This window comes from Cyanobium sp. Copco_Reservoir_LC18, assembly GCF_009834675.1.
GTDB classification, from domain to species: Bacteria; Cyanobacteriota; Cyanobacteriia; order PCC-6307; family Cyanobiaceae; genus Cyanobium; species Cyanobium minutissimum.
In genome coordinates this window covers 21,953-44,574 of sequence record NZ_ASAC01000009.1, presented here as the reverse complement: position 1 = coordinate 44,574, position 22,622 = coordinate 21,953, and the positions used below count along the sequence as shown (strand labels likewise).

The window sequence follows — 22,622 nt, the reverse complement described above, 5'->3', positions numbered from 1 at the left end:
CGCGAGCGACAACGGCTCATTCTGGACGGGTCATCCTGTCGATGCCACGGCGCCAGCCAGCGCACCGGCCGGCGCCGTGGCAGCATGCGCTCTGAGGCAGCCAGGGTGTGCAGGTCACCTTCCTGGGAACCAGCTCCGGCGTTCCCACCCGCGCCCGCAACGTCTCCGCCGTGGCCCTGCGGCTGCCGCAGCGGGCCGAGCTGTGGCTGTTCGACTGCGGTGAGGGAACCCAGCACCAGTTCCTGCGCAGCGACCTGCGGGTGTCCCAGCTGCGCCGGATCTTCGTCACCCACATGCACGGCGACCACGTCTTCGGCCTGCCGGGGCTGCTGGCCAGCCTGGGGCTGGCGGGCAGCTGCGGGGGCATCGACCTCTACGGACCGGACCCGCTGCGCGACTACCTGGAGGGCGTGATGCGCACCTCCTCGACCCGCATCGGCTACCCCCTGCGCACCCACCGGGTCAAGGAGGCCGCCGCCCGCGGCACCCTGGTGCTCGACGACGACGACATCACGGTGCGCTGCACGGCCCTCACCCACCGGGTGCCGGCCTACGCCTACCGGGTGGATCAGAAGCCCCGGGCCGGCCGCTTCGACGTGGAGCGGGCCAGGGCCCTGGGCATTCCCCCCGGGCCGGTCTACGCCGAGCTCAAGGCCGGCCGCAGCGTCACCCTCGACGATGGCCGGGTGATCCGAGGCGAGGCCCTGTGCGGGCCGCCCCGGCCCGGCTGCAGCGTCGTCTACTGCACCGACACCGTGTTCAGCGAGGCGGCGGTGGCCCTGGCCCGCGGCGCCGACCTGCTGATCCACGAATCCACCTTCTCCCACGGCGAGGCGGAGCTGGCCATCGCCCGCCAGCACTCCACCAGCACCATGGCCGCCCAGACCGCCCTGGAGGCGGGAGTGAAGCAGCTGGTGCTCACCCACCTCAGCCCCCGCTACGTGGCGGGGAACCCCATGACCCCCGATGACCTGGTGGCCGAGGCCCGGGCGATCTTCCCCGAGACGGTGGTGGCGAAGGACTTCCTCAGCCTCTCGGTGGGGACGGCGGGCTGAGCCTGCAACAGTTCGCGTGATTCCGTTCCGGGGGACCCGTCGCCCGTGATACAAGGTCTCAGTTGCGGTCCGACCGCCATTCCGCCGGCTTCTCCCATGGCCCCCCTCCTTCGCTCAGCCGCCCCGCTGTCAGCCGCCTGTCGCCCCGCTCCGCTTCGCACCGCCCTCCGTGCCGTGGCCCGGGCGCTGCTGATCCTCCCCCTGGCCCTGCTGGTCTGTTTCGCGGGCCCCGCGGCCGCGGCCCAGTGGAGCGCCGAGGACCTCACCGTGCCGGTCTCCCCCGACGGCACCCCGGTGACCTTCAGCGAGAAGGAGGTCAAGACCGGCCGCAAGCTCTTCAACGAAAGCTGCGGCACCTGCCATGCCGGTGGCATCACCAAGACCAACCAGAACGTGGGGCTCGATCCCGAGACCCTGGCCCTGGCCACGCCGGCCCGGGATTCGGTGGAGGCCTTGGTCGACTACATGAAGGACCCCACCTCCTATGACGGGGAATACAGCATCGCGGACGTGCACCCCAGCCTGCGCAGCAGCGACGTGTTCGTGAAGATGCGCGATCTGGATGACGAGGACCTGCGCCTGATCGCCGGCTACATCCTGGTGGCCCCCAAGGTCCAGGGCGTCCAGTGGGGCGGCGGCAAGATCTACTTCTGATCGCCCGGCCCATCTCCGCCGGCCGGCCCTGGGCCGGCCGGTTTTTTTGTGGCTGGACGCGGGCGGCTCAGGGGGCCGGGGCCGGGAGAGGTGGCGGCGGCGGTGGTGGAGGGGCCAGGTTGCCCGCCTCCAGCGACGCGGGCAGCTTGCTGTACCACCACTCCTGCAGGGCGGGGGCCAGACGCTGGGGGAACAGGGTGATCACGGTGCGGGTGGGGCGGGCCCCCGGCTGCAGCAGTTCCACGGCGTAGGAGGGGCAGCGGCGGGCGGCCAGGTCGGGCACGAAGCGGCGGCCGACCCGGCGCCAGCTGGGTTCCTTGCTGCGCCAGGCCAGCCGGCAGCACGGCCAGGGCAGCTCCTCCCGATCGAACAGGCGGCAGCAGGGTCCCAGGACCCGGTAGCTGTACTGGCCGCCGGGGCTGGGATGCTCGCTGCCGGAGGCCAGCACGGTGTCCACCTGAAGTGCCATGAAAAAGCCACCCCTGAGGGTGGCGGAGAAGAACGCGGGGTTCAAGGGGGTGATCCCACCGGACCGCCCGGCGAGGAGCTCAGTAGAGCTCTTCTTCGGTGTGGGTCTTGATGGTGCAGTCGGAGGTGGGGTAGGCGACGCAGGTGAGCACGAAGCCGGCCTCGATCTGGTCGTCGTCGAGGAAGCTCTGATCCGACTGGTCAACGGTGCCGGAGGTGAGCTTGCCGGCGCAGGTGGAGCAGGCGCCGGCGCGGCAGGAGTAGGGCAGGTCGATGCCCTGCTCTTCGGCGGCGTCGAGGATGTACTGGTCGTCAGGAACCTCGATGGTCTTGTTCAGGCCCTCGCTCTCATTGACGAGGGTGACCTTGTAGGAAGCCATGGAAGAGATTGGAGCTCACAGACACCCGGCAGCCAGGGCCTGTAGGACCCGCCCTTCCTACATCCGACAGGGGGCTTTCCCGGCGATCTTGGGCTCGCAGGCCGGGAAGCCCAATCAAAGCCAGGACACAGATCAGCGTGCCTTATGCAACATCCGATGCCGAACGGATCCGCAGCAGGCCCCAGCGGTCCTGTTCCACCCGCCCCTCCACCCGCCAGCCCGCTGCCGCCAGATCCCGCTCCAGGCCTGGGGCCTGATCCACCAGCAGGCCGCTGAGCAGGCCCACGCCGCCGGGGCTCAGCAGGTGCTCGAACCAGGGAATCAGGGCCTCGATCACCGGCGCCAGGATGTTGCACAGCAGCAGATCCGCCGGACGGCCGTCCAGCAGCGCCACCAGGGCCTCGGCCGACCCGGTGGTCACCGTGAGGCCGCGGGTGCCGTCCAGGCCGTTCAGGGCCGCGTTCTGTCGGGTCGCCCGCTCCGCCAGGGGGTCGGTGTCGGCGGCGGCCACGCCCGCCGCCCCCAGCCGCAGGGCGGCCAGGCCCAGGATGCCGCTGCCGCAGCCCAGATCGGCCACCCGCAGCCCCTCCAGGCCCGCCCCCCGCCCCGCCCGTTCCCGCTCAGCGGCGAGGGCCTCCAGGCCCTCGAGGCAGAGGCGGGTGGTGGGGTGGCTGCCGGTGCCGAAGGCGCTGCCCGGATCGATGCGGATCACCAGCCTCCCGGCCTGCTCGGGCGGCACCTCCAGCCAGGCCGGCAGCACCAGCAGCCGCTCCCCCACCGGATCGGGCCGCCAGTGGCTCTTCCAGCTCAGGCTCCAGTCCTCATCGGCCTGCCGCTGCCAGCGGATGGGTGGCAGCGCCATCGCGAAAGGCTCCCCCAGCGGCGCCAGGGCCCGCTCCAGCTCCCGGCGCTGGTCGGCGGGCCAGTCACTCTCCGGCAGCCAGGCCAGCAGCTGCCGCTGCTCCGGCACCTCGGGGGGGTGCTGGAGCGCCACCCGGGGCACGCCGAGGAGCGGCAGCTTCCAGAGCAGGGATTCCTCCAGTTCGGCCGGGGCGGCCATCTCCAGCCGCCACCAGACCAGGCCCATCAGAGGGTGACCGGGTGGGCGGCCTGGATGCCGTTGATGCCGTGGATCACCGCCAGCAGGCTGGGGGGGATCGGGTCATCGAGGCTCAGCACCATGACGGCGTCGCCGCGGACGATGCGGCGGCCCACCTGCATCGAGGCGATGTTGACGTTGTGCTCGCCGAGCAGGGAGCCCAGCTGGCCGATGATGCCGGGCATGTCCCGGTGGCGGGTGAAGAGCATGTGGCGGCTGGGCGTCACGTTCACCGGGAACTCGTCGATGGTGGTGATGCGCAGTTCGCCGTCGGTGAACACCGCCCCGGTGACGCTGTGGTTGCCCCGGGGGCTGCGGGAGCTGAGCTGGAGCGAACCGCCGGCGAAGTCGCGGCTGGCGTCGTCCTTCACCTCGAGCACGTGGATGCCGCGCTCCTTGGCCTCCAGGGTGGCGTTGACGTAATTGATGCTGTCGCCCAGGGCGGCCGAGAGGATGCCCTTGAGGGCGGCCACCACCAGGGGCTGGGCCGGGTGGGAGGCGAATTCGCCCTGCAGGCGCACCTCCAGCTCGCTGATCTGGCCACCGGCCAGCTGGCTGAGCAGCAGGCCCAGGGTTTCGGCCAGCTGCAGATGGGGCTTGAGCAGCTCCATCACCTCGGGGGTCAGGCCGGGGATGTTGACGGCGCTGCGGGCCGGCAGGCCGAGCAGCACGTCCCGGATCTGCTCGGCCACGTCGATGGCCACGTTCTCCTGGGCCTCCTCGGTGGACGCGCCCAGGTGGGGGGTGAGGATCAGCCGCTCCTTGACCAGGCGCAGGGGGGAATCGGCCGCCAGCGGTTCCTTGGCGTAGACGTCCAGCGCCGCTCCGGCGATGACGCGGTTCTCGACCGCATCGGCCAGGGCCTGCTCGTCGATGATGCCGCCGCGGGCGCAGTTCACCAGGCGGGCGGTGGGCTTCATCGTGGCCAGCAGCGCCGCGTTGACCAGGTTCTCGGTGTCCGGCGTGCGGGGCAGGTGCAGGCTGACGTAGTCGGCTTCGGCGAACAGCTGGGGCAGGGGCAGCAGCCGCACCTGCAGCAGCTGGGCGCGCTCGGCGGAGATGAACGGGTCGTAGGCGGCCACGTCCATGCCCAGGGCCCGGGCGACGCGGGCCACATGGGAGCCGATCTTGCCGAGGCCCACCACGCCGAGGGTCTTCTTGTAGAGCTCGTTGCCCACGTAGGTCTTGCGGTCCCAGCCGCCGGCCATGGTGCTGGCGTGGGCATGGGGCACGTGCCGCGACAGGGAGAGCATCAGCGCCAGGGCGTGCTCGGCGGCGGCGATGGTGTTGCCCTCCGGGGAATTGACGACGATCACGCCGCGGCGGGTGGCGGCGGGCACGTCGACGTTGTCGACGCCCACACCGGCCCGGCCGATGATGCGCAGACGGCTGGCGGCCTCGATCACCTCGGCGGTCACCTGGGTGCCGGAGCGGATCATCAGCCCCTCGTACTCACCGATGCAGCCCACCAGCTGCTCCGGGCTCAGGCCCGTGCGTACGTCCACCTGGGCGACCTGGGAGAGGATGTCGATCCCCGCCTGGTCGATGGGATCGGAGACCAGAACCTTCGTCATGTCCGGCAGCGGTGGGGAGGGCGGGGGGTGCGCCCCCAGGGGGGCAGGCCGGAGGTGCAGTGTAGAGAGCGGTGCGGAGACGAGCCCATGTCCCTGAGTGTGGTGGTCGTGCTGGACGACCGCGATCGCCTGCGGGCCCTGCAGGAGCGCTTGCTGGCGCTGGTGCCGCCCCCGACCCGGGTGCTGGCGATCGGCAAGGGCGAGGCGACCATGTCGGACGTGGAGCGGCTGGATCCGGCCACGGCCCGGCGGCGGCGCCAGCAATCGATGGTCCGCTGGCTGCTGCCCTTCGGGTTCCTGGCCGGGCTCACCTTCACCCAGATCACCGATCTGCACACCTTCAGCTTCGCCGGGGCCTACGGCGAGCCCCTGATCGGCGGCCTGCTCGGCATGGGCTCCGGCTGGATGGGCAGCTTCGCCGCCGCCGCCAGCGTCAGTTCCGAGGAGGACGACCGCATCCGCATCCTGCGCAACCGGCTCGATGAGGGCTGCTGGCTGCTGCTGCTCGAAGCCCCCGTCGGCCGGGAGATCCCCTGGACCACCATCCAGCTGGCGCGACCGACGGCGGTCGTGCGGCTGGACGACACCTGAGGCCGCAGGACCCATGCTTCCACGACGGGACCTGCTGGAGGGGAGTCGCCACCCGGAGGCGCTCGGGGCCCTGTTCAGCCTGGCGGAGACGGCCCTGCGCACCTGGGAGCCCCAGGTCAGCGGTTTTCTCGAGGCGGCGGTGCGGGAGGAGGCCGAGGACCGGCTCGGTGCCCTCAGCGAGCTGAGCCTCGCCAGTGAGGGCGGCCACCCCGGGGCGGAGCGCCGCTGCCTGCTGCTGGCACGAACCGGACAGGAGCCGGCGGCCCCCGCCCTGCTGGGGCTGGAGATCAGCGGCAACTTCCTCTTCGATCCCGCCTCGGCGGCCGACATGGCCGAGGGGCTGGCCCGCTCCGGGGCCATGCCCCAGGAGCGGGGAGACCTGTGGCTGCGGGGCGATCGGGGCGCCCAGGCGATCGTCAGCGAGGCCCTGGCCCGGCGGCTGGACGGCACCGAGGGCCTGGTGCGCACGGTGCCGGTGCGGTTCGAGGCCCGGCCCATCGAGGCCCTTCAGCTGCCGGCCCGCCGGTTGCCCCGCCAGCTCACGACGGTGGAGGCCTCCTTGCGGCTGGATGCCCTGGCGTCGGCCGGTTTCGGGCTGTCCCGCAACCGCATGGCCACCCTGATCCGGCAGGGGGCCGTCCGCCTCGACTGGACGGTGGTCAGCAGCCCCAGCCAGCCCCTGGCGGTGGGGGCGCGGGTCCAGCTGGAGGGGCGGGGGGAGCTGGAGGTGCTGGCGATCGAACCCACCAAGCGGGAGCGGTTCCGGATCCGGCTGGAGCGCCATTGAGGGCCGGCCGGTGCAAGTTGACAGGAGGGAAGGCCGGCGAGTAGGAAAACCCTGGGTGAAAACAGAATCCCGATCGTCCTCCCGTTGCAGTTCGCCTGTGACAGACCGGCATCAGGTGAAGGTTTTTGTCCTGGGGATGACCAGCCATCCCGATCACCACCTCCGAATTCGGTGCCGCTTCGGTGATGCCGAGCTCGGGCGATTAGCTCAGAGGTAGAGCACTACCTTGACACGGTAGGAGTCACTGGTTCGATTCCAGTATCGCCCATACATCGCGTCCATTGAAGATTGCTCAAATCCTGGATCTGAACTCCGTTGGGTGCAGTGGTCCCTTCACTGCTACCCTCACTCGATCCTGAACATGAGCCTGCCAGCGTGAGTCCCGCCGAGGCCGTCGCACCTCCCTCCAGCACGGTGGTGGTGGGTCTGGGCCGGTCCGGTCTGGGGGCCGCCCGTCTGCTGCAGTCCCGTGGTGAGACGGTGGTGGTGATCGAAAGCGCCGACACGCCGGAGCACCGGGCCCTGGCGGATCAGCTGGAGAGGGAGGCCATCGCGGTGCGGCTCGGCGTGCCCCTGAGCCTGGAGGCGTTCCAGGACCTCCCGCTGCCGCCGGCGGCCGTGGTGGTCAGCCCGGGCATCCCCTGGAACCACCCGGTGCTGGAAGCGCTCCGCACCCAAGGGGTGCAGGTGCAGGGGGAGATCGTGCCCGCCTGGCAGGCCAGCCGCGACGTGCCCTGGATCGGCATCACCGGCACCAACGGCAAGACCACCGTCACCTGCCTGGTGCAGCACCTGCTCCACCAGGCAGGCCGGGACGCGCCCCTGTGCGGCAACGTCGGCATCTCCGCCGCCGAGGTGGTGCTGCAGCGGCGTCTGGAGCAGGGGCCGCGGCCGGACTGGCTGGTGGTGGAGCTGAGCAGCTACCAGATCGAGGCCGCCCCCGCCGTGGCGCCGGCGATCGGCGTCTGGACCACCCTCACCCCCGACCACCTGGAGCGCCACGGCACCCTGGCCGCCTACCGGGCCATCAAACGGAGCCTGCTCGAGCGTTCCCGCATCCGCATCCTCAACGCCGACGACCCCGACCTGCGCCACCACGCCGCCAGCTGGGACGAGGCCGAGTGGATCACCGCCGGCCCCAGGGAGGCCCTGCCTCCGGGTCTCGATCCGCTGCTCTGGATCGACGCGGACGATCAGGTGCGGGGCCGCCAGGGCCCCCTGTTCCCGGCCTCCGCCCTGGCCATGCCCGGTGCCCACAACCGCCAGAACCTGCTGCTGGCCGTGGCGGTCGGGCTCCATGCCGGGCTGGAGCCGGCGGTGATGGAGGCCGCCTGCCGCTGTTTCCCCGGTGTCCCCCACCGGCTCGAACGCCTCCGCAGCCTCAACGGCATCACCTGGTTCAACGACAGCAAGGCCACCAACTACGACGCCGCCGAGGTGGCCCTGCGGGCCCTGGAGGGCCCCCTGGTGGTGCTGGCCGGTGGCCAGTCGAAGCAGGGGGAGGCCGGGGCCTGGCTGGAGCAGCTGCGGCAGCGGGCCGCGGCGGTGGTGCTCTACGGCGCGGCGCGGCAGGAGTTCGCCGCCCTGCTGGAGTCCAGCGGCTACGGCGGCGTGGTGAAGCAGGAGCAGGGCCTGGAGGGTGCGGTGGCCCTGGCCGCGACGCTGGCCCCCGCCCTCGGCTGCCGGGGGGTGCTGCTCTCCCCGGCCTGTGCCAGCTTCGACCAGTACACCAGTTTCGAGGCTCGCGGCGACCATTTCCGCCGGCTGGTGCTGGCCCTCGACACCGACAGCTGAGGCGGACGCTCCATGGCCTGGTGGTTGATGAAGAGCGAGCCGGACGTCTACGGCATCCACCATCTGCAGGCGGAGGGCAGCACCCTCTGGGACGGCATCCGCAACTACCAGGCCCGCAACTTCATGCGCGCCATGCAGATCGGTGATCGGGCCTTCTTCTACCACTCCAACACCAGCCCCCCCGGCATCGTCGGCCTGATGGAGGTGATCGAGACGGGGCTGGTGGATCCCAGCCAGTTCGATGCCGCCTCCAAGTACTTCGACCCGGCCTCGAAGCCGGAGGCCCCGCGCTGGGACTGCGTCCGCCTCGCCTACCGCGCCACCTTTCCGGCGATGCTGAGCCTGGAGGCCCTGCGGGAGCAGTTCAGCGTCGAGGACCTGGCGGTGGTGCGCCGGGGCAATCGCCTCTCGATCCTGCCGGTGAGCGATGCCAGTGCCGTCCGACTGTTCCGCCTGCTGGGGGTGGAGCCGGACGCCTGAGACCTGGACCTCCTGACGCGGGCCCGGCCTCAGGCCGCCGGCGCCGAGAAGGCCTGGTGGCCCGGAAACAGGTTGGCCAGGTAGCAGCGGGTCACCCCGCGGTTGCGGATCCCGTTCTGCACCAGAAACCCCGCCAGGGCGGCCTGGAACAGCCGGTACTGGTCCCAGTTGGGGTGCTGCTCGATGAACTCCCGCATGGCCTCCAGCAGCGGCGCGGGCACCTCCGCCCGCAGACTCACCAGAGACTCGGCCCCATCCAGTGGCAGTGTTCTCGGGTGGGGCATCGCGGGGGGCGGGCAGAGCGTGAGCCAGTTCTCCACACCCGAGGGGCCACGTCAAACGCCGCCGCCGGCGGCCCGGCACCCCCCGTCCCAGCCTGAGACATCAGCCACCGCAGGGGCTTCGGGGCTTCTCCGGGGCCACTCCGGCCGTTCAGGAATGGTTGCCTTCCCCTGTCAAGCGGCGGCGGCGCCGCCGGCAGCTTCTCCCCATCCGGGGCCTCTGGCCAGCGGCGATCGCCGCCGGCCTGGGGAGAAACGGTGCAAAACCGGGGGGCCGGCTGGGGAATCCGCCAACGATCACCAATCCTGATCCCCACCCCCTGGCTCAGCGGGTCTCAGGCGCTCCAGCGCGGCGCTGAACGCCTCACTGGCGGCGGCCCCCCAGCCCCCCTCAATGCTCCGGCCACCGGGGGCGGCGGTGAGCACCAGCTGCAACGTCCAGTGGTGCCGGTCACCCTCCAGGCCCAGCCACAGGGATCCGGCGTCGCCGGCACCGGAGTCCCCGATCGGCAGCTCCACCTCCATGGCCACGGCCTCCTCCGCCAGGAGCACGTCGGCCATGGCCCGGTGCTGGGCGGTGAGCCGCGCGGCGGCCACCTGCAGGGCGCTCAGTTCGGCGGCGGTCAGTTCACTGGCCCAGCCATCACCCCCGATCAGGGCGATGAAGGGAGCGCGGGCGGGATCCACCACCAGCCGCCAGCCCGGGCCCTCGCAGACGTCCACGGCGGCGTGGCGCGGACTCTCAGCCGGGCAGCAGGTCGGGCTGGTCCTGCTCGTCGCTGAGTTCGATGATGGCCCGCTGGACCGGCTTGATCATCGAGTCGTCGAGCAGGCCGTCGAAATCGTCGAAGCGACGCTGCTTGGCCCGAAAAGCGATGCGAACGGTGGTCAGGTAACGGTTGGAGGAGTGACGGATCAGGCTCTCCCCCCGCTGGGCCAGTTCCTTGGCGTTGAGTTCGCTGCTCGGCATGCTGGCCTGATCATCAGTCTCAACACCCTAGATCAGCCCATCGGCCCGCCCTTTCCTGCCGGCACCGGCCTAGAAGGGGAGCCAGCCATTGACCCATGGGCGGAACCCTCGCCATGAGCGGAACCCTCGCCATCGACCTGGGCAGCAGCACCACCGTGGTGGCCTGGCAGGACCGCCAGGGGCCCCCCGGTCTGCTGCCCCTGCCGCCCTACAGCTGTGGTGACCCCTGCGTGGTGCCCAGCCTGCTGTGGCTGGAGGCTCCCGACGCCGAACGGCCCCTGATCGGCCGGCAGGTGCTCGAGGCTGCCCTGGCCGATGGCGATCACCCCGGCCTGTGCCGGGACTTCAAGCGCCGGATCGGCGGGCCGGCGTCCGCTCCGCAGCCGGGCTGGCTCAGTGCCGAGCGGGCCGGTTCCCTGCTGCTCGAGGGCCTGTGGCGGGCCCTGCCGGCGGGGCTGGTGCCGGAGCGGCTGGTGCTCACCGCCCCGATCGAGACCTACCGCGGCTACAGGGCCTGGCTGGAGCGGGCCAGCCGCGACCTGGCGGTGCCCGAGCTGGCGCTGGTGGACGAGCCCACCGCCGCCGCCATCGGCGCCGGCCTGCCCCCCGGCAGCCGGGTGCTGGTGGTGGACATGGGTGGCGGCACGATCGACCTCTCCCTGGTGGCCCTGGAGGGCGGCGAGGGGCGGGCGGCGCCGATCGCCCAGCTGCTGCGCTTCGCCGGCCGGGACCTGACCCGCAGCGGCCAGAGCCTGCGCTGCGCCCGGGTGATCGGCAAGGCGGGGGTGGCCCTGGGCGGGCGGGACATCGATCGCTGGATCGCGGCCCACCTCTGCCCGGAGGGACCCGTCGACGGCGCCCTGCTCCAGCTCGCCGAGCGGATCAAGTGCCAGCTCAGCGAGGCCCCCGAGGCCCGCCAGATCCAGCCGTCAGCCGGTTCCTTCCGCGAGCTCACCCTGACCCGGCCCGCCTTCGAGCGGCTGCTGGAGGAACGGGGGCTGCCGCAGCTGCTCGACGGCCTGCTGGAGGCGGTCCTGGCGGCCGCCCGCCGGGAGGGGCTGGGGCTGGGGGACATCGACGCCGTGCTGCCGGTGGGGGGCAGCAGCCGGATCCCCCTGATCCGGCGCTGGCTGGAGGTCCGCTGCCCCGGCGTGCCCCTGCGGGGCGAGCGGCCGGTGGAGGCCGTGGCGCTGGGGGCCCTGGCCCTCACGCCCGGGGTCCGTGTCCGCGACGTGCTGGCCCGGGGCGTCTCCCTGCGCTGCTGGGACCGGCGCAGCGGTGCCCACCGCTGGCATCCCCTGTTCGTGGCCGGCCAGAGCTGGCCCACGGAGCAGCCCCTGGAGCTGGTGCTGGCCTGCAGCCAGGACGGCCAGGAGGAGCTGGAGCTGGTCCTGGGGGAGCCCCTGCCCGAGGAGCGGGCCGAAGTGGTCTTCGAGGCGGGGCTGCCGGTGCTGCGGGAGCGGCCGGCGGGGGCGGCCCCGGTGCGGCCCTGGTCCGCCTCGCCGCTCACCATCCCCCTGGCCTCCCCCGGTCAGCGCGGCGTCGACCGGCTGCGGCTGCGCTTCTCCATCGATGCCCAGGCCCGGCTCCTGGTGGCCTGGGACGACCTGGAGGCCGCCGCCGACGGCGGCCGGAGCGAGCCGCGCCCCCTGGGTCCGGTGCGCTGAGCGCCCCGGGGACCGGGCCGTTGGCCGCCGCCGGGGGTGGACGCCGACCAGGCTGCCCCCGCGACCGGGCGCCGGTCGCCGCCGTTGCATACAACGGTGGAGAACCGCGCTGTTTCTCCCCCCTTGGCCCTCCGCCGGCACAGACTCCCGCGCTTCTGGCTGGCCATCACCCTGGGTTCGGTCGCCGCCGCCATCGGCCTGGGCTACTGGTGGGAGCGCCAGCTGCCCGTGCGCCTGGAGCAGGCGTCCACCAGCGGCCGGCTCGACGACTGCCTCCGCTACAGCGAGCAGCTGGCGGCCCTCAGCTGGCTGCCCGGCCGCACCCCCTTCGATCGGGGCCGCTGTCTGCGGGCCAAGGCCGACCAGCTCTGGGGGCAGGAGGAGTGGGGTGAGGCCCTGCGGCTGCAGCGCCAGGTGATCAATTCCCGGGCCGGCACCCCCTCCGACCGCGAGCGGCTGGCGCGCTGGCAGCGCCAGCTGCGGACCCTGGCCCGCACCCGCTTCCAGGCCGGGGATCTGCAGGGTGCCCTGGCGGCCCTGGCCCCCCTGGGGGAGGAGCGCAAGGACGACGGCAGCGCCATGGGCGACGACCTGCAGGCCATCTGGAACCGCAACCGCTCCCAGCTGGAGCGGGCGACGCTGCTGGTGAAGCAGAAGCGCTGGTGGGAGGCCCTCGACAGCCTCAACCGCATCGACCATCCCTGGTGGCGCCAGCAGAGCGAGCCCCTGCGCCAGGAGGTCAAGAAGGGCCTCGACCAGCTCCAGGGCAAGGACCGGGAGCACGACAGCCACGGTTCCCTGCCCCACACGGTGTCCGGGGAGAAGCTGGATGGCCTGGTGCAGCGCCGCATCGCCGCCGGCATGGACGAGTGGCAGGCCTTCCAGGAGGCCTGCAAGGAGCTGGGCGGACGGGTGGTGGAGGCCGGGCCGGAGAGCGCCTGCCAGCGCTGAGCCCCATGACAGGATGGCCGCGCAGAGCGTCCCGGTGGACATGCAGCCAGGTGATCAGGTCAGGGTGTGCCGCAGTGTGGTCGTCTACAACCACCCCCAGCATCGGGGTGAAGCCTTTGATATGGAAGGGCAGCAGGGCGAAGTGTTCAATGTGCTGAACGACTGGAAGGGACGCCCCATCAGCCCGACCCTGCCCGTGGTGGTGGCCTTCGGCAAGTTCCGGGCCCATTTCCGCGAGGACGAGCTCGCCGCCGTCTGAGGGCGCGGTGGGGTCGCCCCTCTCCCGCAGAAGTCAGTCCCGCAGCAGGTAGACCCCCTCCTCGCCATCGATGGCCTGGAGGCACAGCTGGATCGTCTCGTGGCGGGCGGTGGGCACCACCCGGCCGCAGAAGTCCGGCTGGATCGGCAGTTCCCGGTGCCCCCGGTCGACCATCACCAGCAGCCCCACGCGGCGGGGCCGGCCCCAGCCCTGCAGGGCCTCCAGGGCGGCCCGCACCGTGCGGCCGGTGAAGATGACGTCATCGACGAGCACCACCTGGCGCCCGTCCACCGGCACCGGCAGCTGGGTGGCCTCCACCAGCCGGGTGCCCACCCGCTCCAGGTCGTCACGGTGGAAGGTGGGGTCGAGGCTGCCGTGGGCGATCGGGTGGCCGCAGATCGCCTCCAGCCGCCCGGCCAGCACCCGGGCCAGGGCCACACCGCGGGTGGGGATGCCCAGCAGCACGAGGTCCCGGCTGTCGGCCACCGCCTCCAGCACCTGGGAGGCGAGCCTGTCGAGGGTGCGTCCCAGGTCCTGGGCGGAGAGCAGTTCCAGCCGGTCGGAGGCACCCGATCCGGCCTGAGTTCTGGCCACAAAGCGTATGGCGTGTAACCAAAGCCTGACGCATCCACGCCGGAAGAAGGTGATCTTGAAGGGGGGCTGTAGGTTGGCGTGGCGTTGAAACGTGCAGATTTTCTCGCTGGTGAAAGCAGCTCCCTCCCAGAAGCAGTCCGCCGGCGGCACCGGCGAACGCGTCCCCTGCGAGACGGCTGCCCCCGTCGCTCCCCTTGTTCTGGCCATCCTCGATGGCTGGGGATACAGCCCGGAGGCCGACCACAACGCCGTGAGGAAAGCGGACACCCCGGTGATGGATGCCCTCTGGCATGCCTATCCCCACACCCTGATCGAAGCCAGCGGCGCCGCCGTGGGCCTGCCGGATCACCAGATGGGCAACTCGGAGGTGGGGCACCTCACCATCGGCTCCGGTCGGATCATCCGCCAGGAGCTGGTGCGGATCGGCCAGGCGGTGCGCAGCGGCTCGATCACAGACAACCAGGCCCTCAACGAACTGGGTGACACCCTGCTGGCCAGCGGCCGCCCCCTGCACCTGATCGGCCTCTGCTCCGACGGCGGCGTCCACAGCCATGTCGACCACCTGGGCGGTCTGCTGCGCTGGGCCGCCGGCCGCGGCCTCACCGACGTGCTGATCCATGTGGTCACCGATGGCCGCGACTCGGCTCCCCACGGTGGCCCCGGGTTCCTGGCCCGGATCCAGGCCATGATCGAGGAGGCCGGCGTCGGCCGCATCGCCACCCTCTGCGGCCGCTACTGGGCCATGGACCGCGACCAGCGCTGGGAGCGGACCCAGAAGGCCTACCGGCTGCTGACCGAGCCGTCCGAGATCTGCCCCTTCACGCCGGAGGAGGTGCTGCAGGGCTCCTATGCCGCCGGCATCACCGATGAATTCCTCGAGCCGGTGCGGCTCAGCGAAGGGCTGCTGGAGAGCGGTGATGGCCTGGTCTGCTTCAACTTCCGCCCCGACCGGGTGCGCCAGATCATCCGTTCCCTGGTCCTGCCGGAGTTCGACGGCTTCCCCCGCGAGTGGCTTGGCCCTCTCCACGTGGTCACCTTCACCCAGTACGAGCAGGGCCTGCCGGTGCGGGTGGCCTTCCCGCCCGAATCCCTCGACGGCCTGCTCGGCCAGGTGGTCTCCGAGCACGGCCTGCGCCAGTTCCGCACCGCCGAGACCGAGAAGTACCCGCACGTCACGTACTTCATGAACGGCGGCATTGAGCAGGCCTTCCCCGGTGAAGACCGTCACCTGGTGCCCTCCCCCCGGGTGGCCACCTACGACCAGGCGCCGGCGATGTCGGCCGAGAAGCTCACCGACAGCTGCATCGCCGCCATCGGCAAGGGGATCTATTCCCTGGTGGTGATCAACTACGCCAACCCGGACATGGTGGGCCACACCGGCCAGATGGAGGCCGCCACCGAAGCCATCGCCACGGTCGACCGCTGCGTGGGGCGGCTGGTGGAGGCCACCACCCGCATGGGCGGCAGCCTGCTGATCACCGCCGACCATGGCAACGCCGAGGTGATGCAGGGCCCCGATGGCCTCCCCTGGACCGCCCACACCACCAACCCCGTGCCGGTGATCCTGGTGGAGGGGGAGAAGCGCAAGCTGCCGGGCCACGGCAACGACGTCAGCCTGCGGGAGCATGGCGGCCTGGCCGACATCGCCCCGACCCTGCTGGAGATCCTGGGCCTGCCCAAGCCCGCCCGCATGACCGGCACCTCCCTGGTGGTGCCCGCCTCCGTCCCCGCCGCCCGCATCCCCCAGACCCTCGGCGCCTGAGGCGGCGGGCTGCGGCGGCTAGGCTGGCCCCATGGTCAAGAACATCGTCTCCTCGCTCTGGATGCTCAGCGGCGCGCTGCTGATCGTGAGCGTGCTGCTCCACAGCCCCAAGGGGGATGGCATGGGGGGCCTGGCCTCCAGCGGCGGCTCGATGTTCAGCAGCGCCCGCAGCGCCGAGAACACCCTCAACCGCATAACCTGGACCCTGCTCTCCCTGTTCCTGGGGCTGGCCGTGGTGCTGAGCGCCGGCTGGCTGGGCTGATCCCGATGGAGCGCCGTCACTTTCTTTCCGGGCTGGTGGCCCGGCTGGGGGCGCCCCTGGCGGGGCTGCTGCCTTTCCTGCCGGCCGGCCGGGCCCTGGCGGCCGCCAAGGCCACCGATCCGGCCTGGCAGCTGAGTCCGGCGCAATGGCGGAAACGCCTCAGTCCGGCGGCCTATGCGGTGCTGCGCGATGAGGGCACCGAGCGCCCCTTCAGCAGCCCGCTCAACAACGAAAAGCGCAGTGGCACCTACGTCTGCGCCGGGTGCCGCCTGCCCCTGTTCAGCTCCAAGGCCAAGTTCGACTCCGGTACCGGCTGGCCCAGCTTCTGGCAGCCCCTGCCCAACGCGGTGGCCACGAAGACCGACTTCAAGCTGATCCTGCCGCGCACGGAGTACCACTGCCGCCGCTGCGGCGGCCACCAGGGCCATGTGTTCAACGACGGCCCCAAACCCACCGGCAAGCGTTACTGCAACAACGGCGTGGCCCTGGCCTTCGTGCCGGGCGGCTGAGCCATCTGCGGCGGCCCTGAGGCCGCGGTAGACGGCCAGCAGGCGCGGTTGCTGCCGTGCCATCTGCCCCAGCTGGCGCCAGAACGGGCCGCGCAGTTCTGGGCGTCGCACTCCCTGCTTCCCGACCAGCAGGGCCAGCAGCCGCACCGCCCGGCCTGGAGGCACGTGCCTCTGCTGGGAGCCGTGGCGATTGGGGGTGATGGCGTGGCAGTGGCGCAGGCAGCGCTCCAGAGAGGTGGCGGGCTCGTACATCCGCCAGAGGGCCTGCACGTACTCGCGGCCGATGTCCCGGGCCGGGCGGGAGGGCAGGACATTCATCAGGGTGTTCCGGTCGCCGCAGCCGCCATCGGCCTGCGGCAGCAGCCGTCCCTCCGGCTCCAGCCGGGTCCAGAGCGCCGTGTTGGGCAGAGCCTGCAGGATGCCCAGCATCGGCTGGGGTATGGCCGTCTCGGCGACGAACGCCTCGATGCGCTCTCCGGCCCCTGATCGTTCCCCGTCGAAGCCGGGAAGGAAACCGGGGTGGATCACGACTCCCGCCGCGTTGCTCTTGCGGCAGGCCTCCGTAAGGGGATGGCGGGTGTTCTGCTGCTTGCGGGTGAGCTCCAGACTGTCCTGGTCGGGCGTCTCGATGCTGAGGAAGACGCCGAAGAAGCCGGCCTGGGCCATTTTTCGAGAAGCTGGGGCTGTTCGGCCACCAGATCCACCGAGGCTTCGGTGAGGAGGTTGAACGGGCAGCGATGCTCACGCATCCAGGGAATCAGGTCGTTCAGCAGACGTTTGACGTTGTGCTGATTGCCGATGAAGTTGTCATCCACCATGCAGATGGAGCCCCGCCAGCCCAAGTCATGGAGGGTCTGCAGTTCCGCCAGGATCTGGTGGTTTTCCTTGGTGCGCGGCTTAGCCGTAGAGGCTGATGATGCCGCAGAACTCGCAGTTGAACGGGCAGCCGCGGGGGACTGCACCGCCATCATCAGGTAGGCATCCCGCTGCAGCAGATCGAAGCGGGGCCTGGGGCTGAGGCTGACGTCCGGCTTCTCGCTGGCCTGGAACATCCCGTTGCCGGCTCCAGTCTCAAGGGCCGCCAGGAAGGCGGGCACCGTGAGTTCCCCCCCATCCAGGATCAGGGAGTGGGCGCCGGATTCCAGCGCATGCCCCGGCACAGAGGTGGGATAGGGGCCACCGACCGCCACCTTCTTGCCCATCGCCACCGCCTTGCGGATCAGATGGTGAAAGTCTTCGCGCTGCACCATCAGCGCCGAGACGATCACGAGGTCGCACCACGGCCCGTCGTCCTCCGGCTCCTCGGCGACGTTTCTGTCGTGGAAGCGCAGCTGCCCTTCGGTCGGCAGCAGGGCGGCCACCGTGAGGATGCCCAGCGGCGGGATGAACGCCTCCACGCCGGCCATCTCCAGGAGCCGGTCGAACGGCCAGAACGTTTACGGGAAGTGGGGATGGAGGAGAAGGGCGTTCATCAGTTCGGTGGCAACGCTGCAATGGCATCCGGACAACGCAGCCGGAGTTTGCTTTTAACGTAGCCAGCGAATGAATGTGCAGGCGGCAGCTGTGATAGACAGCCATGGACTTTGATGCAGTTCAACTGCATTCCGCTGCGATAATGCTGATTACTCTTGTTGCATCTCTGACATCAAAGTGCGGACTTCCCCGGCATAAAGCAGCAATGGTCTTTGGGGCCACTCCCTATGCCATGGGCTGTAGGCCTCCCGGCGAGACCAGGACCTCCACCGCCGCCAGTTCTGCACTCTTGCGGGGTATGGCTTGGGCTCGATGAACGGCCTCGTTGCCGAGGCCCTTGAGCAGTTTGAAGCGGCTTAGCAGCTGGGGCCCAACGAGCAGGCGGAAATCGGAGGCATTGATCAGCTGGGAGAGGGATGGCTCCCCCAAGGGCCGCTGCAACTGGCTGTCGTCGTTGTCGATCCACTCCACACGCACGGCCACTCCCAGGAGCTCCGGCCACGGCTCGGCGATCAGGGCGTACTGGGAACTCATGGGCTAGTAGTGGTAGCGACCCTGGAGGAACTCCACACTGTCAGCTTTGGCGAGATAGACACAGCGGTGCTCCTGGGTGATCCGCCGCGACCAGATGCCTGCGCCGAGGTATTTGAGAGGCTCCGGTTTGCCGATGCCGCAGAAGGGATCGCGCAGCACAGCTTTCATCAACTCCAGCAGGCGGCGGGCCGTGCGCCGGTCGGTTTCGATCCAATGCTGCAGGTCCTCCAGAAACTCCGGATGGCATACCGCCTCCCGCTGGGGACTCATGCCTCCAGCTGCGCCTCGAGATCCGCGAGGCGCAGCGGGGGAAGGCTGTCGCTCTGGGCGCGCTCCAGGGCCTTGAGCAGGCGGGTGGCATTGCGGGGGGAGCGCAGCAGATGGGCGGTTTCCAGAAGCCCCTCCAGCTCCTCGGCCGCCACCATGGCCACGTCACCGCCTTGACGGCGCCGGACCAGCACCACCTCGCGATCGTCCACCACCTTGTCCATCAGGGCCTTGAGCTGGTCGCGGGCAGCGGTGTAGGTGGTCTCGATGGCCACGGGAGTCGTACAGGATGTCTGTGCATGTTAGTGGCGATCCGGTGACGTCATCCAGCTGCCGCTCGAGCGACTGGCGAATCAGCGCTGAGCAGACGATGAGTCTGGGCCGTTCATGCGAAAGATCAATGGCCTGGCAGCGCCAAAAAAAGCGCCCCCGCAGGGGCGCTTGGAACTGAAAGCGAAGGACCGGTGATCCGAGCTGACCGCCTTGGCGATCAGTAGTCGAAGTCGCCGCCCATGCCGCCGCCGCCACCGGCGGGAGCCGCTTCCTTCTTCTCGGGCAGGTCGGCGACGATGCACTCGGTGGTGAGCACCATGCCGGCGATCGAGGCGGCGTTCTGCAGGCCGGAGCGTGTCACCTTGGCGGGGTCAACGATGCCGGCGGCCAGCATGTCGACGTATTCGCCAGTGGCGGCGTTGTAGCCCTCGTTGAAGGGCTTGTTGCGCACGTGCTCGGCGACGACGGCGCCGTTGACGCCGGCGTTCTCAGCGATCCGCTTGAGCGGGGCGGTGAGGGACGAGGCCACGATGGTGGCGCCGATCAGCTCCTCGCCGGAGAGATTGGCAGCCGCCCACTCCTCGAGGGCCGGGGCCAGGTGGGCCAGGGTGGTGCCACCGCCGGGGACGATGCCTTCCTCAACGGCCGCCTTGGTGGCGTTGATGGCATCTTCCAGGCGCAGCTTCTTGTCCTTCATCTCGGTCTCGGTGGCAGCGCCCACCTTGACCACGGCCACACCGCCGCTCAGCTTGGCCAGACGCTCCTGCAGCTTCTCCTTGTCGTAGGAGGAGTCGGTTTCGTCCATCTGCTTGCGGATCTGCTCGCAGCGGGCCTTGACCGCCGCCTCGTTGCCTTCGGCGACGATGGTGGTGGTGTCCTTGTTGATGGTGATGCGGCGGGCGGTGCCCAGCATCTCCAGCTTGGTGTTCTCCAGCTTGAGGCCGGCGTCCTCGGTGATCAGCTGACCGTTGGTGAGAACGGCGATGTCCTCGAGCATGGCCTTGCGGCGGTCACCGAAGCCGGGAGCCTTGACGGCGGCGACGTTCAGGACGCCACGCAGACGGTTCACCACCAGGGTGGCGAGGGCTTCCTTCTCGATGTCCTCAGCGATGATCAGCAGGGGCTTGCCGGTGCGGGCGATCTGCTCGAGCACGGGCACCAGGTCCTGCACCAGGCCGATCTTCTTGTCGGTGAGCAGGATGTAGGGCTCGTCGAGCACCGCTTCCATCCGCTCGGTGTCGGTGGCGAAGTAGGGCGAGATGTAGCCCTTGTCGAAGCGCATGCCTTCGGTGACCTCCAGTTCGGTGGTCATCGACTTGCCTTCCTCGAGGGAGATCACGCCCTCCTTGCCCACCTTGTCCATGGCGTCCGCGATCATGCGGCCCACCTCTTCGTCGTTGCCGGCGGAGATGGTGCCCACCTGGGCAATGGCGTTGGAATCGGAGATCGGCTTGGCATGCTCCTCGATCTTGCCGACGAGGAACTCGGTGGCCTTGTCGATGCCCTTCTTGAGGGTGATGGCGTTGGCGCCGGCGGCCACGTTGCGCAGACCCGCCTTGACCATGGCGTGGGCCAGGACGGTGGCGGTGGTGGTGCCGTCACCGGCGGCGTCGTTGGTCTTGCTGGCGGCCTGGCGGATCAGGGCCACACCGGTGTTCTCGATGTGATCCTCCAGCTCGATCTCCTTGGCGATCGTGACGCCGTCGTTGATGATCTGGGGAGCGCCGAATTTCTTCTCCAGCACCACGTTGCGGCCCTTGGGACCCAGGGTGACGGCAACGGCTTCGGCGAGGATGTCGATGCCCCTTTCGAGCGCCCGGCGGGCTTGCTCGTTATAGATGATGCGTTTGGCCATGGAAGAAAAGAGATTGCTTGGTTATGGGTGATGCCGACGGACACGCCGTCAGATCAGTTGACGACGGCCAGGATGTCCTTCTCGGACAGGAGCACGTACTCGTCGGTGCCGAGCTTGATGTCGGTGCCGGCGTACTTGCTGTAAAGCACCTTGTCGCCGACGCCCACTTCAGGGGCCTGACGGGAGCCGTCGTCGTTGCGCTTACCGGGGCCGATCTGGACCACTTCGCCCACCTGGGGCTTTTCCTTGGCGGTGTCGGGCAGAAGGATGCCACCGGCGGTTTTCTCCTCCGATTCGGACACCTTGATGAAGACGCGATCTCCGAGGGGTTTGACCGTGGAGACGCTGAGAGAAACGGCAGCCATGAATTGACGCGATGGATGGACGCGAAGGCAGCGACGGATGACGACCGGGGCCGGCGCGTCGCTGGGATGGGGCGAGTTAGCACTCGCGCCCTTCGACTGCCAACCTAGGTGGCGCCCCGGCTCTGACGCCATCCCCGGGCTGTGCGGGTGACCGAACCCCAGACCGTCAGGCCCCCTGCGGTGGTAAGGTTGCGCCGCTTCAGACGGGTGCAGGATCCCGCTGGCACCCCTCCTTCCTTCCTTACCTATGGCTGCTGCCGCTCCCGCCGTCCCTGGTACCAAAGGCACCGTGCGCCAGGTGATCGGCCCGGTCCTTGACGTGGAATTTCCTGCGGGCAAGCTGCCCAAGATCTTCAACGCCCTCCGGATCGAGGGCACCAACTCCGCCGGCCAGCAGGTGGCCCTCACCGCCGAGGTGCAGCAGCTGCTGGGCGACCACCGGGTCCGCGCCGTGGCCATGAGCAGCACCGACGGCCTGGTGCGCGGCATGAGCGCCCTCGACACCGGCGCCCCCATCTCCGTCCCCGTGGGTGAGGCCACCCTGGGCCGCATCTTCAACGTCCTCGGTGAGCCCGTCGACGAGCAGGGTCCGGTCACCAGCACCATGACCGCCCCGATCCACCGCCAGGCCCCCAAGCTCACCGAGCTGGAGACCAAGCCCCGGGTCTTCGAGACCGGCATCAAGGTGATCGATCTGCTGGCCCCCTACCGCCAGGGCGGCAAGGTCGGTCTGTTCGGTGGCGCCGGTGTCGGCAAGACCGTGCTGATCCAGGAGCTGATCAACAACATCGCCAAGGAGCACGGCGGCGTTTCGGTGTTTGGCGGCGTGGGTGAGCGCACCCGCGAAGGCAATGACCTCTACGAGGAGTTCAAGGAGTCGGGCGTGATCAACGCCGACGACCTCTCCAAATCGAAGGTGGCCCTTTGCTACGGCCAGATGAACGAGCCCCCCGGCGCCCGCATGCGCGTGGGCCTGTCGGCGCTCACCATGGCCGAGCACTTCCGTGACGTGAACAAGCAGGACGTGCTGCTGTTCATCGACAACATCTTCCGCTTCGTGCAGGCCGGCTCCGAAGTGAGCGCCCTGCTGGGACGCATGCCCTCGGCCGTGGGCTACCAGCCCACCCTCGGCACCGACGTGGGTGAGCTGCAGGAGCGCATCACCTCCACCCTGGAGGGTTCGATCACCTCGATTCAGGCCGTCTACGTCCCCGCCGACGACCTCACCGACCCGGCGCCCGCCACCACCTTCGCCCACCTCGACGCCACCACCGTGCTGAGCCGCGGTCTGGCCTCCAAGGGCATCTACCCGGCGGTGGATCCCCTCGATTCCACCAGCACCATGCTCCAGCCCGCCGTCGTGGGCGACGAGCACTACCGCACCGCCCGGGCCGTCCAGTCCACCCTGCAGCGCTACAAGGAACTGCAGGACATCATCGCGATCCTGGGTCTGGACGAACTCTCCGAGGACGACCGCCGCACCGTGGACCGGGCCCGCAAGATCGAGAAGTTCCTCTCCCAGCCGTTCTTCGTGGCCGAGATCTTCACCGGCCAGTCCGGTGAGTACGTGAAGCTCGAAGACACCATCAAGGGCTTCAACATGATCCTCGCCGGTGAACTCGACGACCTGCCGGAAGCCGCCTTCTACCTGGTGGGCAACATCGATCAGGTGAAGGCCAAGGCTGCCAAGATCCTCGCCGACGCCAAGTCCTGATCCG

The 22,622-nt window shown here is 70.0% G+C and carries 27 protein-coding genes, 1 tRNA gene and 1 pseudogene; 14 read left to right on the top strand and 15 right to left on the bottom strand.

The window, feature by feature from the left end; genetic code table 11:
• Window positions 1–107: 107 nt before the first annotated feature.
• Window positions 108–1,055 carry a ribonuclease Z gene (gene rnz, locus L107_RS03795; RefSeq protein ID WP_159816522.1) on the top strand — a complete coding sequence of 316 codons (948 nt, stop codon included), beginning with the start codon at window positions 108–110 and terminating at the stop codon, window positions 1,053–1,055.
• Between the two features lie 96 nt (window positions 1,056–1,151).
• Window positions 1,152–1,709: a photosystem II cytochrome c-550 gene (gene psbV / locus L107_RS03790; protein ID WP_159816521.1), complete on the top strand. Its 558-nt coding sequence runs from the start codon at window positions 1,152–1,154 to the stop codon at window positions 1,707–1,709.
• A gap of 67 nt (window positions 1,710–1,776) precedes the next feature.
• Here psbV and L107_RS03785 read toward each other — a convergent pair whose 3' ends face one another.
• The 4 genes from L107_RS03785 to serA form a co-directional block, all read right to left on the bottom strand.
• Complete coding sequence (locus L107_RS03785) at window positions 1,777–2,178, bottom strand: hypothetical protein (protein WP_159816556.1); 402 nt, start codon at window positions 2,176–2,178, stop codon at window positions 1,777–1,779.
• Window positions 2,179–2,257: 79 nt separating this feature from the next.
• Window positions 2,258–2,557, bottom strand: coding sequence for a ferredoxin (locus tag L107_RS03780; protein WP_015110648.1), 300 nt, complete (start codon window positions 2,555–2,557; stop codon window positions 2,258–2,260).
• Window positions 2,558–2,699: 142 nt separating this feature from the next.
• Window positions 2,700–3,644 carry a 50S ribosomal protein L11 methyltransferase gene (locus L107_RS03775; protein WP_159816520.1) on the bottom strand — a complete coding sequence of 315 codons (945 nt, stop codon included), beginning with the start codon at window positions 3,642–3,644 and terminating at the stop codon, window positions 2,700–2,702.
• Window positions 3,644–5,230 (bottom strand): phosphoglycerate dehydrogenase, encoded by a 1,587-nt coding sequence (gene serA / locus L107_RS03770; RefSeq protein WP_159816519.1) that lies wholly within the window; start codon window positions 5,228–5,230, stop codon window positions 3,644–3,646. Before serA ends, L107_RS03775 begins: the two co-directional genes overlap by 1 nt.
• A gap of 87 nt (window positions 5,231–5,317) precedes the next feature.
• Here serA and L107_RS03765 point away from each other — a divergent pair, with 87 nt between their 5' ends.
• The 5 genes from L107_RS03765 to L107_RS03745 all read left to right on the top strand — a co-directional run bounded on the left by L107_RS03765 (window position 5,318) and on the right by L107_RS03745 (window position 8,882).
• Window positions 5,318–5,821, top strand: coding sequence for a hypothetical protein (locus tag L107_RS03765; protein ID WP_159816518.1), 504 nt, complete (start codon window positions 5,318–5,320; stop codon window positions 5,819–5,821).
• A gap of 13 nt (window positions 5,822–5,834) precedes the next feature.
• On the top strand, window positions 5,835–6,608 hold the full coding sequence (locus tag L107_RS03760) for a photosystem II S4 domain protein (protein WP_159816517.1): 774 nt from the start codon (window positions 5,835–5,837) through the stop codon (window positions 6,606–6,608).
• A gap of 196 nt (window positions 6,609–6,804) precedes the next feature.
• Window positions 6,805–6,876, top strand: a tRNA-Val gene (locus tag L107_RS03755).
• Window positions 6,877–6,983: 107 nt separating this feature from the next.
• Entirely contained in the window at window positions 6,984–8,402 is a 1,419-nt protein-coding gene (murD, locus tag L107_RS03750) for a UDP-N-acetylmuramoyl-L-alanine--D-glutamate ligase (protein WP_159816516.1), read from the top strand.
• Window positions 8,403–8,414: 12 nt separating this feature from the next.
• Entirely contained in the window at window positions 8,415–8,882 is a 468-nt protein-coding gene (locus tag L107_RS03745) for an EVE domain-containing protein (RefSeq protein WP_159816515.1), read from the top strand.
• Between the two features lie 29 nt (window positions 8,883–8,911).
• Here L107_RS03745 and L107_RS03740 read toward each other — a convergent pair whose 3' ends face one another.
• The 3 genes from L107_RS03740 to L107_RS03730 all read right to left on the bottom strand — a co-directional run bounded on the left by L107_RS03740 (window position 8,912) and on the right by L107_RS03730 (window position 10,133).
• Window positions 8,912–9,166 (bottom strand): DUF2811 domain-containing protein, encoded by a 255-nt coding sequence (locus L107_RS03740; RefSeq protein WP_159816514.1) that lies wholly within the window; start codon window positions 9,164–9,166, stop codon window positions 8,912–8,914.
• A 294-nt stretch (window positions 9,167–9,460) separates the two neighbouring features.
• Window positions 9,461–9,886 (bottom strand): DUF1818 family protein, encoded by a 426-nt coding sequence (locus L107_RS03735; protein ID WP_159816513.1) that lies wholly within the window; start codon window positions 9,884–9,886, stop codon window positions 9,461–9,463.
• A 19-nt stretch (window positions 9,887–9,905) separates the two neighbouring features.
• Window positions 9,906–10,133, bottom strand: coding sequence for a DNA-directed RNA polymerase subunit omega (locus L107_RS03730; protein ID WP_015110657.1), 228 nt, complete (start codon window positions 10,131–10,133; stop codon window positions 9,906–9,908).
• Between the two features lie 113 nt (window positions 10,134–10,246).
• On the opposite strand from L107_RS03730, the gene L107_RS03725 reads away from it, so the two are divergent.
• The 3 genes from L107_RS03725 to L107_RS03715 all read left to right on the top strand — a co-directional run bounded on the left by L107_RS03725 (window position 10,247) and on the right by L107_RS03715 (window position 13,010).
• The gene (locus L107_RS03725; protein WP_159816512.1) at window positions 10,247–11,800 is read left to right on the top strand and encodes an Hsp70 family protein; all 1,554 of its coding nucleotides are present in this window, start codon (window positions 10,247–10,249) and stop codon (window positions 11,798–11,800) included.
• Window positions 11,801–11,923: 123 nt separating this feature from the next.
• A complete protein-coding gene (locus L107_RS03720) occupies window positions 11,924–12,751 on the top strand; it encodes a hypothetical protein (protein ID WP_106220356.1) in 828 nt (275 codons plus the stop codon).
• A 40-nt stretch (window positions 12,752–12,791) separates the two neighbouring features.
• The gene (locus L107_RS03715; protein ID WP_159816555.1) at window positions 12,792–13,010 is read left to right on the top strand and encodes a ferredoxin-thioredoxin reductase variable chain; all 219 of its coding nucleotides are present in this window, start codon (window positions 12,792–12,794) and stop codon (window positions 13,008–13,010) included.
• 33 nt (window positions 13,011–13,043) lie between these two features.
• Here the strand turns inward: L107_RS03715 and pyrR are convergent, their stop codons facing one another.
• The gene (gene pyrR / locus L107_RS03710) at window positions 13,044–13,604 is read right to left on the bottom strand and encodes a bifunctional pyr operon transcriptional regulator/uracil phosphoribosyltransferase PyrR (protein ID WP_159816511.1); all 561 of its coding nucleotides are present in this window, start codon (window positions 13,602–13,604) and stop codon (window positions 13,044–13,046) included.
• A gap of 199 nt (window positions 13,605–13,803) precedes the next feature.
• On the opposite strand from pyrR, the gene gpmI reads away from it, so the two are divergent.
• Genes gpmI through msrB form a run of 3 tightly spaced genes read left to right on the top strand, consistent with a single transcriptional unit; the run spans window position 13,804 to window position 16,137 of the window.
• A complete protein-coding gene (gpmI, locus tag L107_RS03705; protein WP_159816554.1) occupies window positions 13,804–15,366 on the top strand; it encodes a 2,3-bisphosphoglycerate-independent phosphoglycerate mutase in 1,563 nt (520 codons plus the stop codon).
• Between the two features lie 31 nt (window positions 15,367–15,397).
• Window positions 15,398–15,628, top strand: a complete 231-nt coding sequence (gene secG, locus L107_RS03700; RefSeq protein ID WP_015110663.1) for a preprotein translocase subunit SecG — start codon at window positions 15,398–15,400, stop codon at window positions 15,626–15,628.
• A gap of 5 nt (window positions 15,629–15,633) precedes the next feature.
• Window positions 15,634–16,137 carry a peptide-methionine (R)-S-oxide reductase MsrB gene (gene msrB / locus L107_RS03695; protein ID WP_159816510.1) on the top strand — a complete coding sequence of 168 codons (504 nt, stop codon included), beginning with the start codon at window positions 15,634–15,636 and terminating at the stop codon, window positions 16,135–16,137.
• An 84-nt stretch (window positions 16,138–16,221) separates the two neighbouring features.
• Here the strand turns inward: msrB and L107_RS16585 are convergent.
• The 7 genes and pseudogenes from L107_RS16585 to groES all read right to left on the bottom strand — a co-directional run.
• Window positions 16,222–16,566, bottom strand: a pseudogene (locus L107_RS16585) (DUF4070 domain-containing protein); the annotation flags it as partial.
• Window positions 16,567–16,661: 95 nt separating this feature from the next.
• Window positions 16,662–17,498: a hypothetical protein gene (locus L107_RS16580; RefSeq protein WP_236550495.1), complete on the bottom strand. Its 837-nt coding sequence runs from the start codon at window positions 17,496–17,498 to the stop codon at window positions 16,662–16,664.
• A gap of 337 nt (window positions 17,499–17,835) precedes the next feature.
• Entirely contained in the window at window positions 17,836–18,144 is a 309-nt protein-coding gene (locus tag L107_RS03685) for a hypothetical protein (RefSeq protein ID WP_159816509.1), read from the bottom strand.
• A 3-nt stretch (window positions 18,145–18,147) separates the two neighbouring features.
• On the bottom strand, window positions 18,148–18,414 hold the full coding sequence (locus L107_RS03680) for a Txe/YoeB family addiction module toxin (RefSeq protein ID WP_159816508.1): 267 nt from the start codon (window positions 18,412–18,414) through the stop codon (window positions 18,148–18,150).
• A complete protein-coding gene (locus L107_RS03675; protein WP_159816507.1) occupies window positions 18,411–18,686 on the bottom strand; it encodes a type II toxin-antitoxin system Phd/YefM family antitoxin in 276 nt (91 codons plus the stop codon). The genes L107_RS03680 and L107_RS03675 overlap by 4 nt, the downstream gene beginning before the upstream one ends.
• Before the next feature lie 215 nt (window positions 18,687–18,901).
• Window positions 18,902–20,539, bottom strand: coding sequence for a chaperonin GroEL (gene groL / locus L107_RS03670; protein WP_015110666.1), 1,638 nt, complete (start codon window positions 20,537–20,539; stop codon window positions 18,902–18,904).
• A gap of 53 nt (window positions 20,540–20,592) precedes the next feature.
• Entirely contained in the window at window positions 20,593–20,904 is a 312-nt protein-coding gene (gene groES / locus L107_RS03665; RefSeq protein ID WP_015110667.1) for a co-chaperone GroES, read from the bottom strand.
• Window positions 20,905–21,151: 247 nt separating this feature from the next.
• On the opposite strand from groES, the gene atpD reads away from it, so the two are divergent.
• On the top strand, window positions 21,152–22,618 hold the full coding sequence (atpD, locus tag L107_RS03660) for a F0F1 ATP synthase subunit beta (RefSeq protein WP_106220361.1): 1,467 nt from the start codon (window positions 21,152–21,154) through the stop codon (window positions 22,616–22,618).
• Window positions 22,619–22,622 lie beyond the last annotated feature (4 nt).

Excerpts from the sequence above, each read along its gene's own strand:
- psbV (WP_159816521.1), top strand. The coding sequence starts at position 1,152 with ATGGCCCCCCTCCTTCGCTCAGCCGCCCCGCTGTCAGCCGCCTGTCGC.
- L107_RS03785 (WP_159816556.1), bottom strand. The coding sequence starts at position 2,178 with ATGGCACTTCAGGTGGACACCGTGCTGGCCTCCGGCAGCGAGCATCCC.
- L107_RS03780 (WP_015110648.1), bottom strand. The coding sequence starts at position 2,557 with ATGGCTTCCTACAAGGTCACCCTCGTCAATGAGAGCGAGGGCCTGAAC.
- L107_RS03775 (WP_159816520.1), bottom strand. The coding sequence starts at position 3,644 with ATGGGCCTGGTCTGGTGGCGGCTGGAGATGGCCGCCCCGGCCGAACTG.
- serA (WP_159816519.1), bottom strand. The coding sequence starts at position 5,230 with ATGACGAAGGTTCTGGTCTCCGATCCCATCGACCAGGCGGGGATCGAC.
- L107_RS03765 (WP_159816518.1), top strand. The coding sequence starts at position 5,318 with ATGTCCCTGAGTGTGGTGGTCGTGCTGGACGACCGCGATCGCCTGCGG.
- L107_RS03760 (WP_159816517.1), top strand. The coding sequence starts at position 5,835 with ATGCTTCCACGACGGGACCTGCTGGAGGGGAGTCGCCACCCGGAGGCG.
- L107_RS03745 (WP_159816515.1), top strand. The coding sequence starts at position 8,415 with ATGGCCTGGTGGTTGATGAAGAGCGAGCCGGACGTCTACGGCATCCAC.
- L107_RS03740 (WP_159816514.1), bottom strand. The coding sequence starts at position 9,166 with ATGCCCCACCCGAGAACACTGCCACTGGATGGGGCCGAGTCTCTGGTG.
- L107_RS03730 (WP_015110657.1), bottom strand. The coding sequence starts at position 10,133 with ATGCCGAGCAGCGAACTCAACGCCAAGGAACTGGCCCAGCGGGGGGAG.
- L107_RS03725 (WP_159816512.1), top strand. The coding sequence starts at position 10,247 with ATGAGCGGAACCCTCGCCATCGACCTGGGCAGCAGCACCACCGTGGTG.
- L107_RS03715 (WP_159816555.1), top strand. The coding sequence starts at position 12,792 with ATGCAGCCAGGTGATCAGGTCAGGGTGTGCCGCAGTGTGGTCGTCTAC.
- secG (WP_015110663.1), top strand. The coding sequence starts at position 15,398 with ATGGTCAAGAACATCGTCTCCTCGCTCTGGATGCTCAGCGGCGCGCTG.
- msrB (WP_159816510.1), top strand. The coding sequence starts at position 15,634 with ATGGAGCGCCGTCACTTTCTTTCCGGGCTGGTGGCCCGGCTGGGGGCG.
- L107_RS03685 (WP_159816509.1), bottom strand. The coding sequence starts at position 18,144 with ATGAGTTCCCAGTACGCCCTGATCGCCGAGCCGTGGCCGGAGCTCCTG.
- L107_RS03680 (WP_159816508.1), bottom strand. The coding sequence starts at position 18,414 with ATGAGTCCCCAGCGGGAGGCGGTATGCCATCCGGAGTTTCTGGAGGAC.
- groL (WP_015110666.1), bottom strand. The coding sequence starts at position 20,539 with ATGGCCAAACGCATCATCTATAACGAGCAAGCCCGCCGGGCGCTCGAA.
- groES (WP_015110667.1), bottom strand. The coding sequence starts at position 20,904 with ATGGCTGCCGTTTCTCTCAGCGTCTCCACGGTCAAACCCCTCGGAGAT.
- atpD (WP_106220361.1), top strand. The coding sequence starts at position 21,152 with ATGGCTGCTGCCGCTCCCGCCGTCCCTGGTACCAAAGGCACCGTGCGC.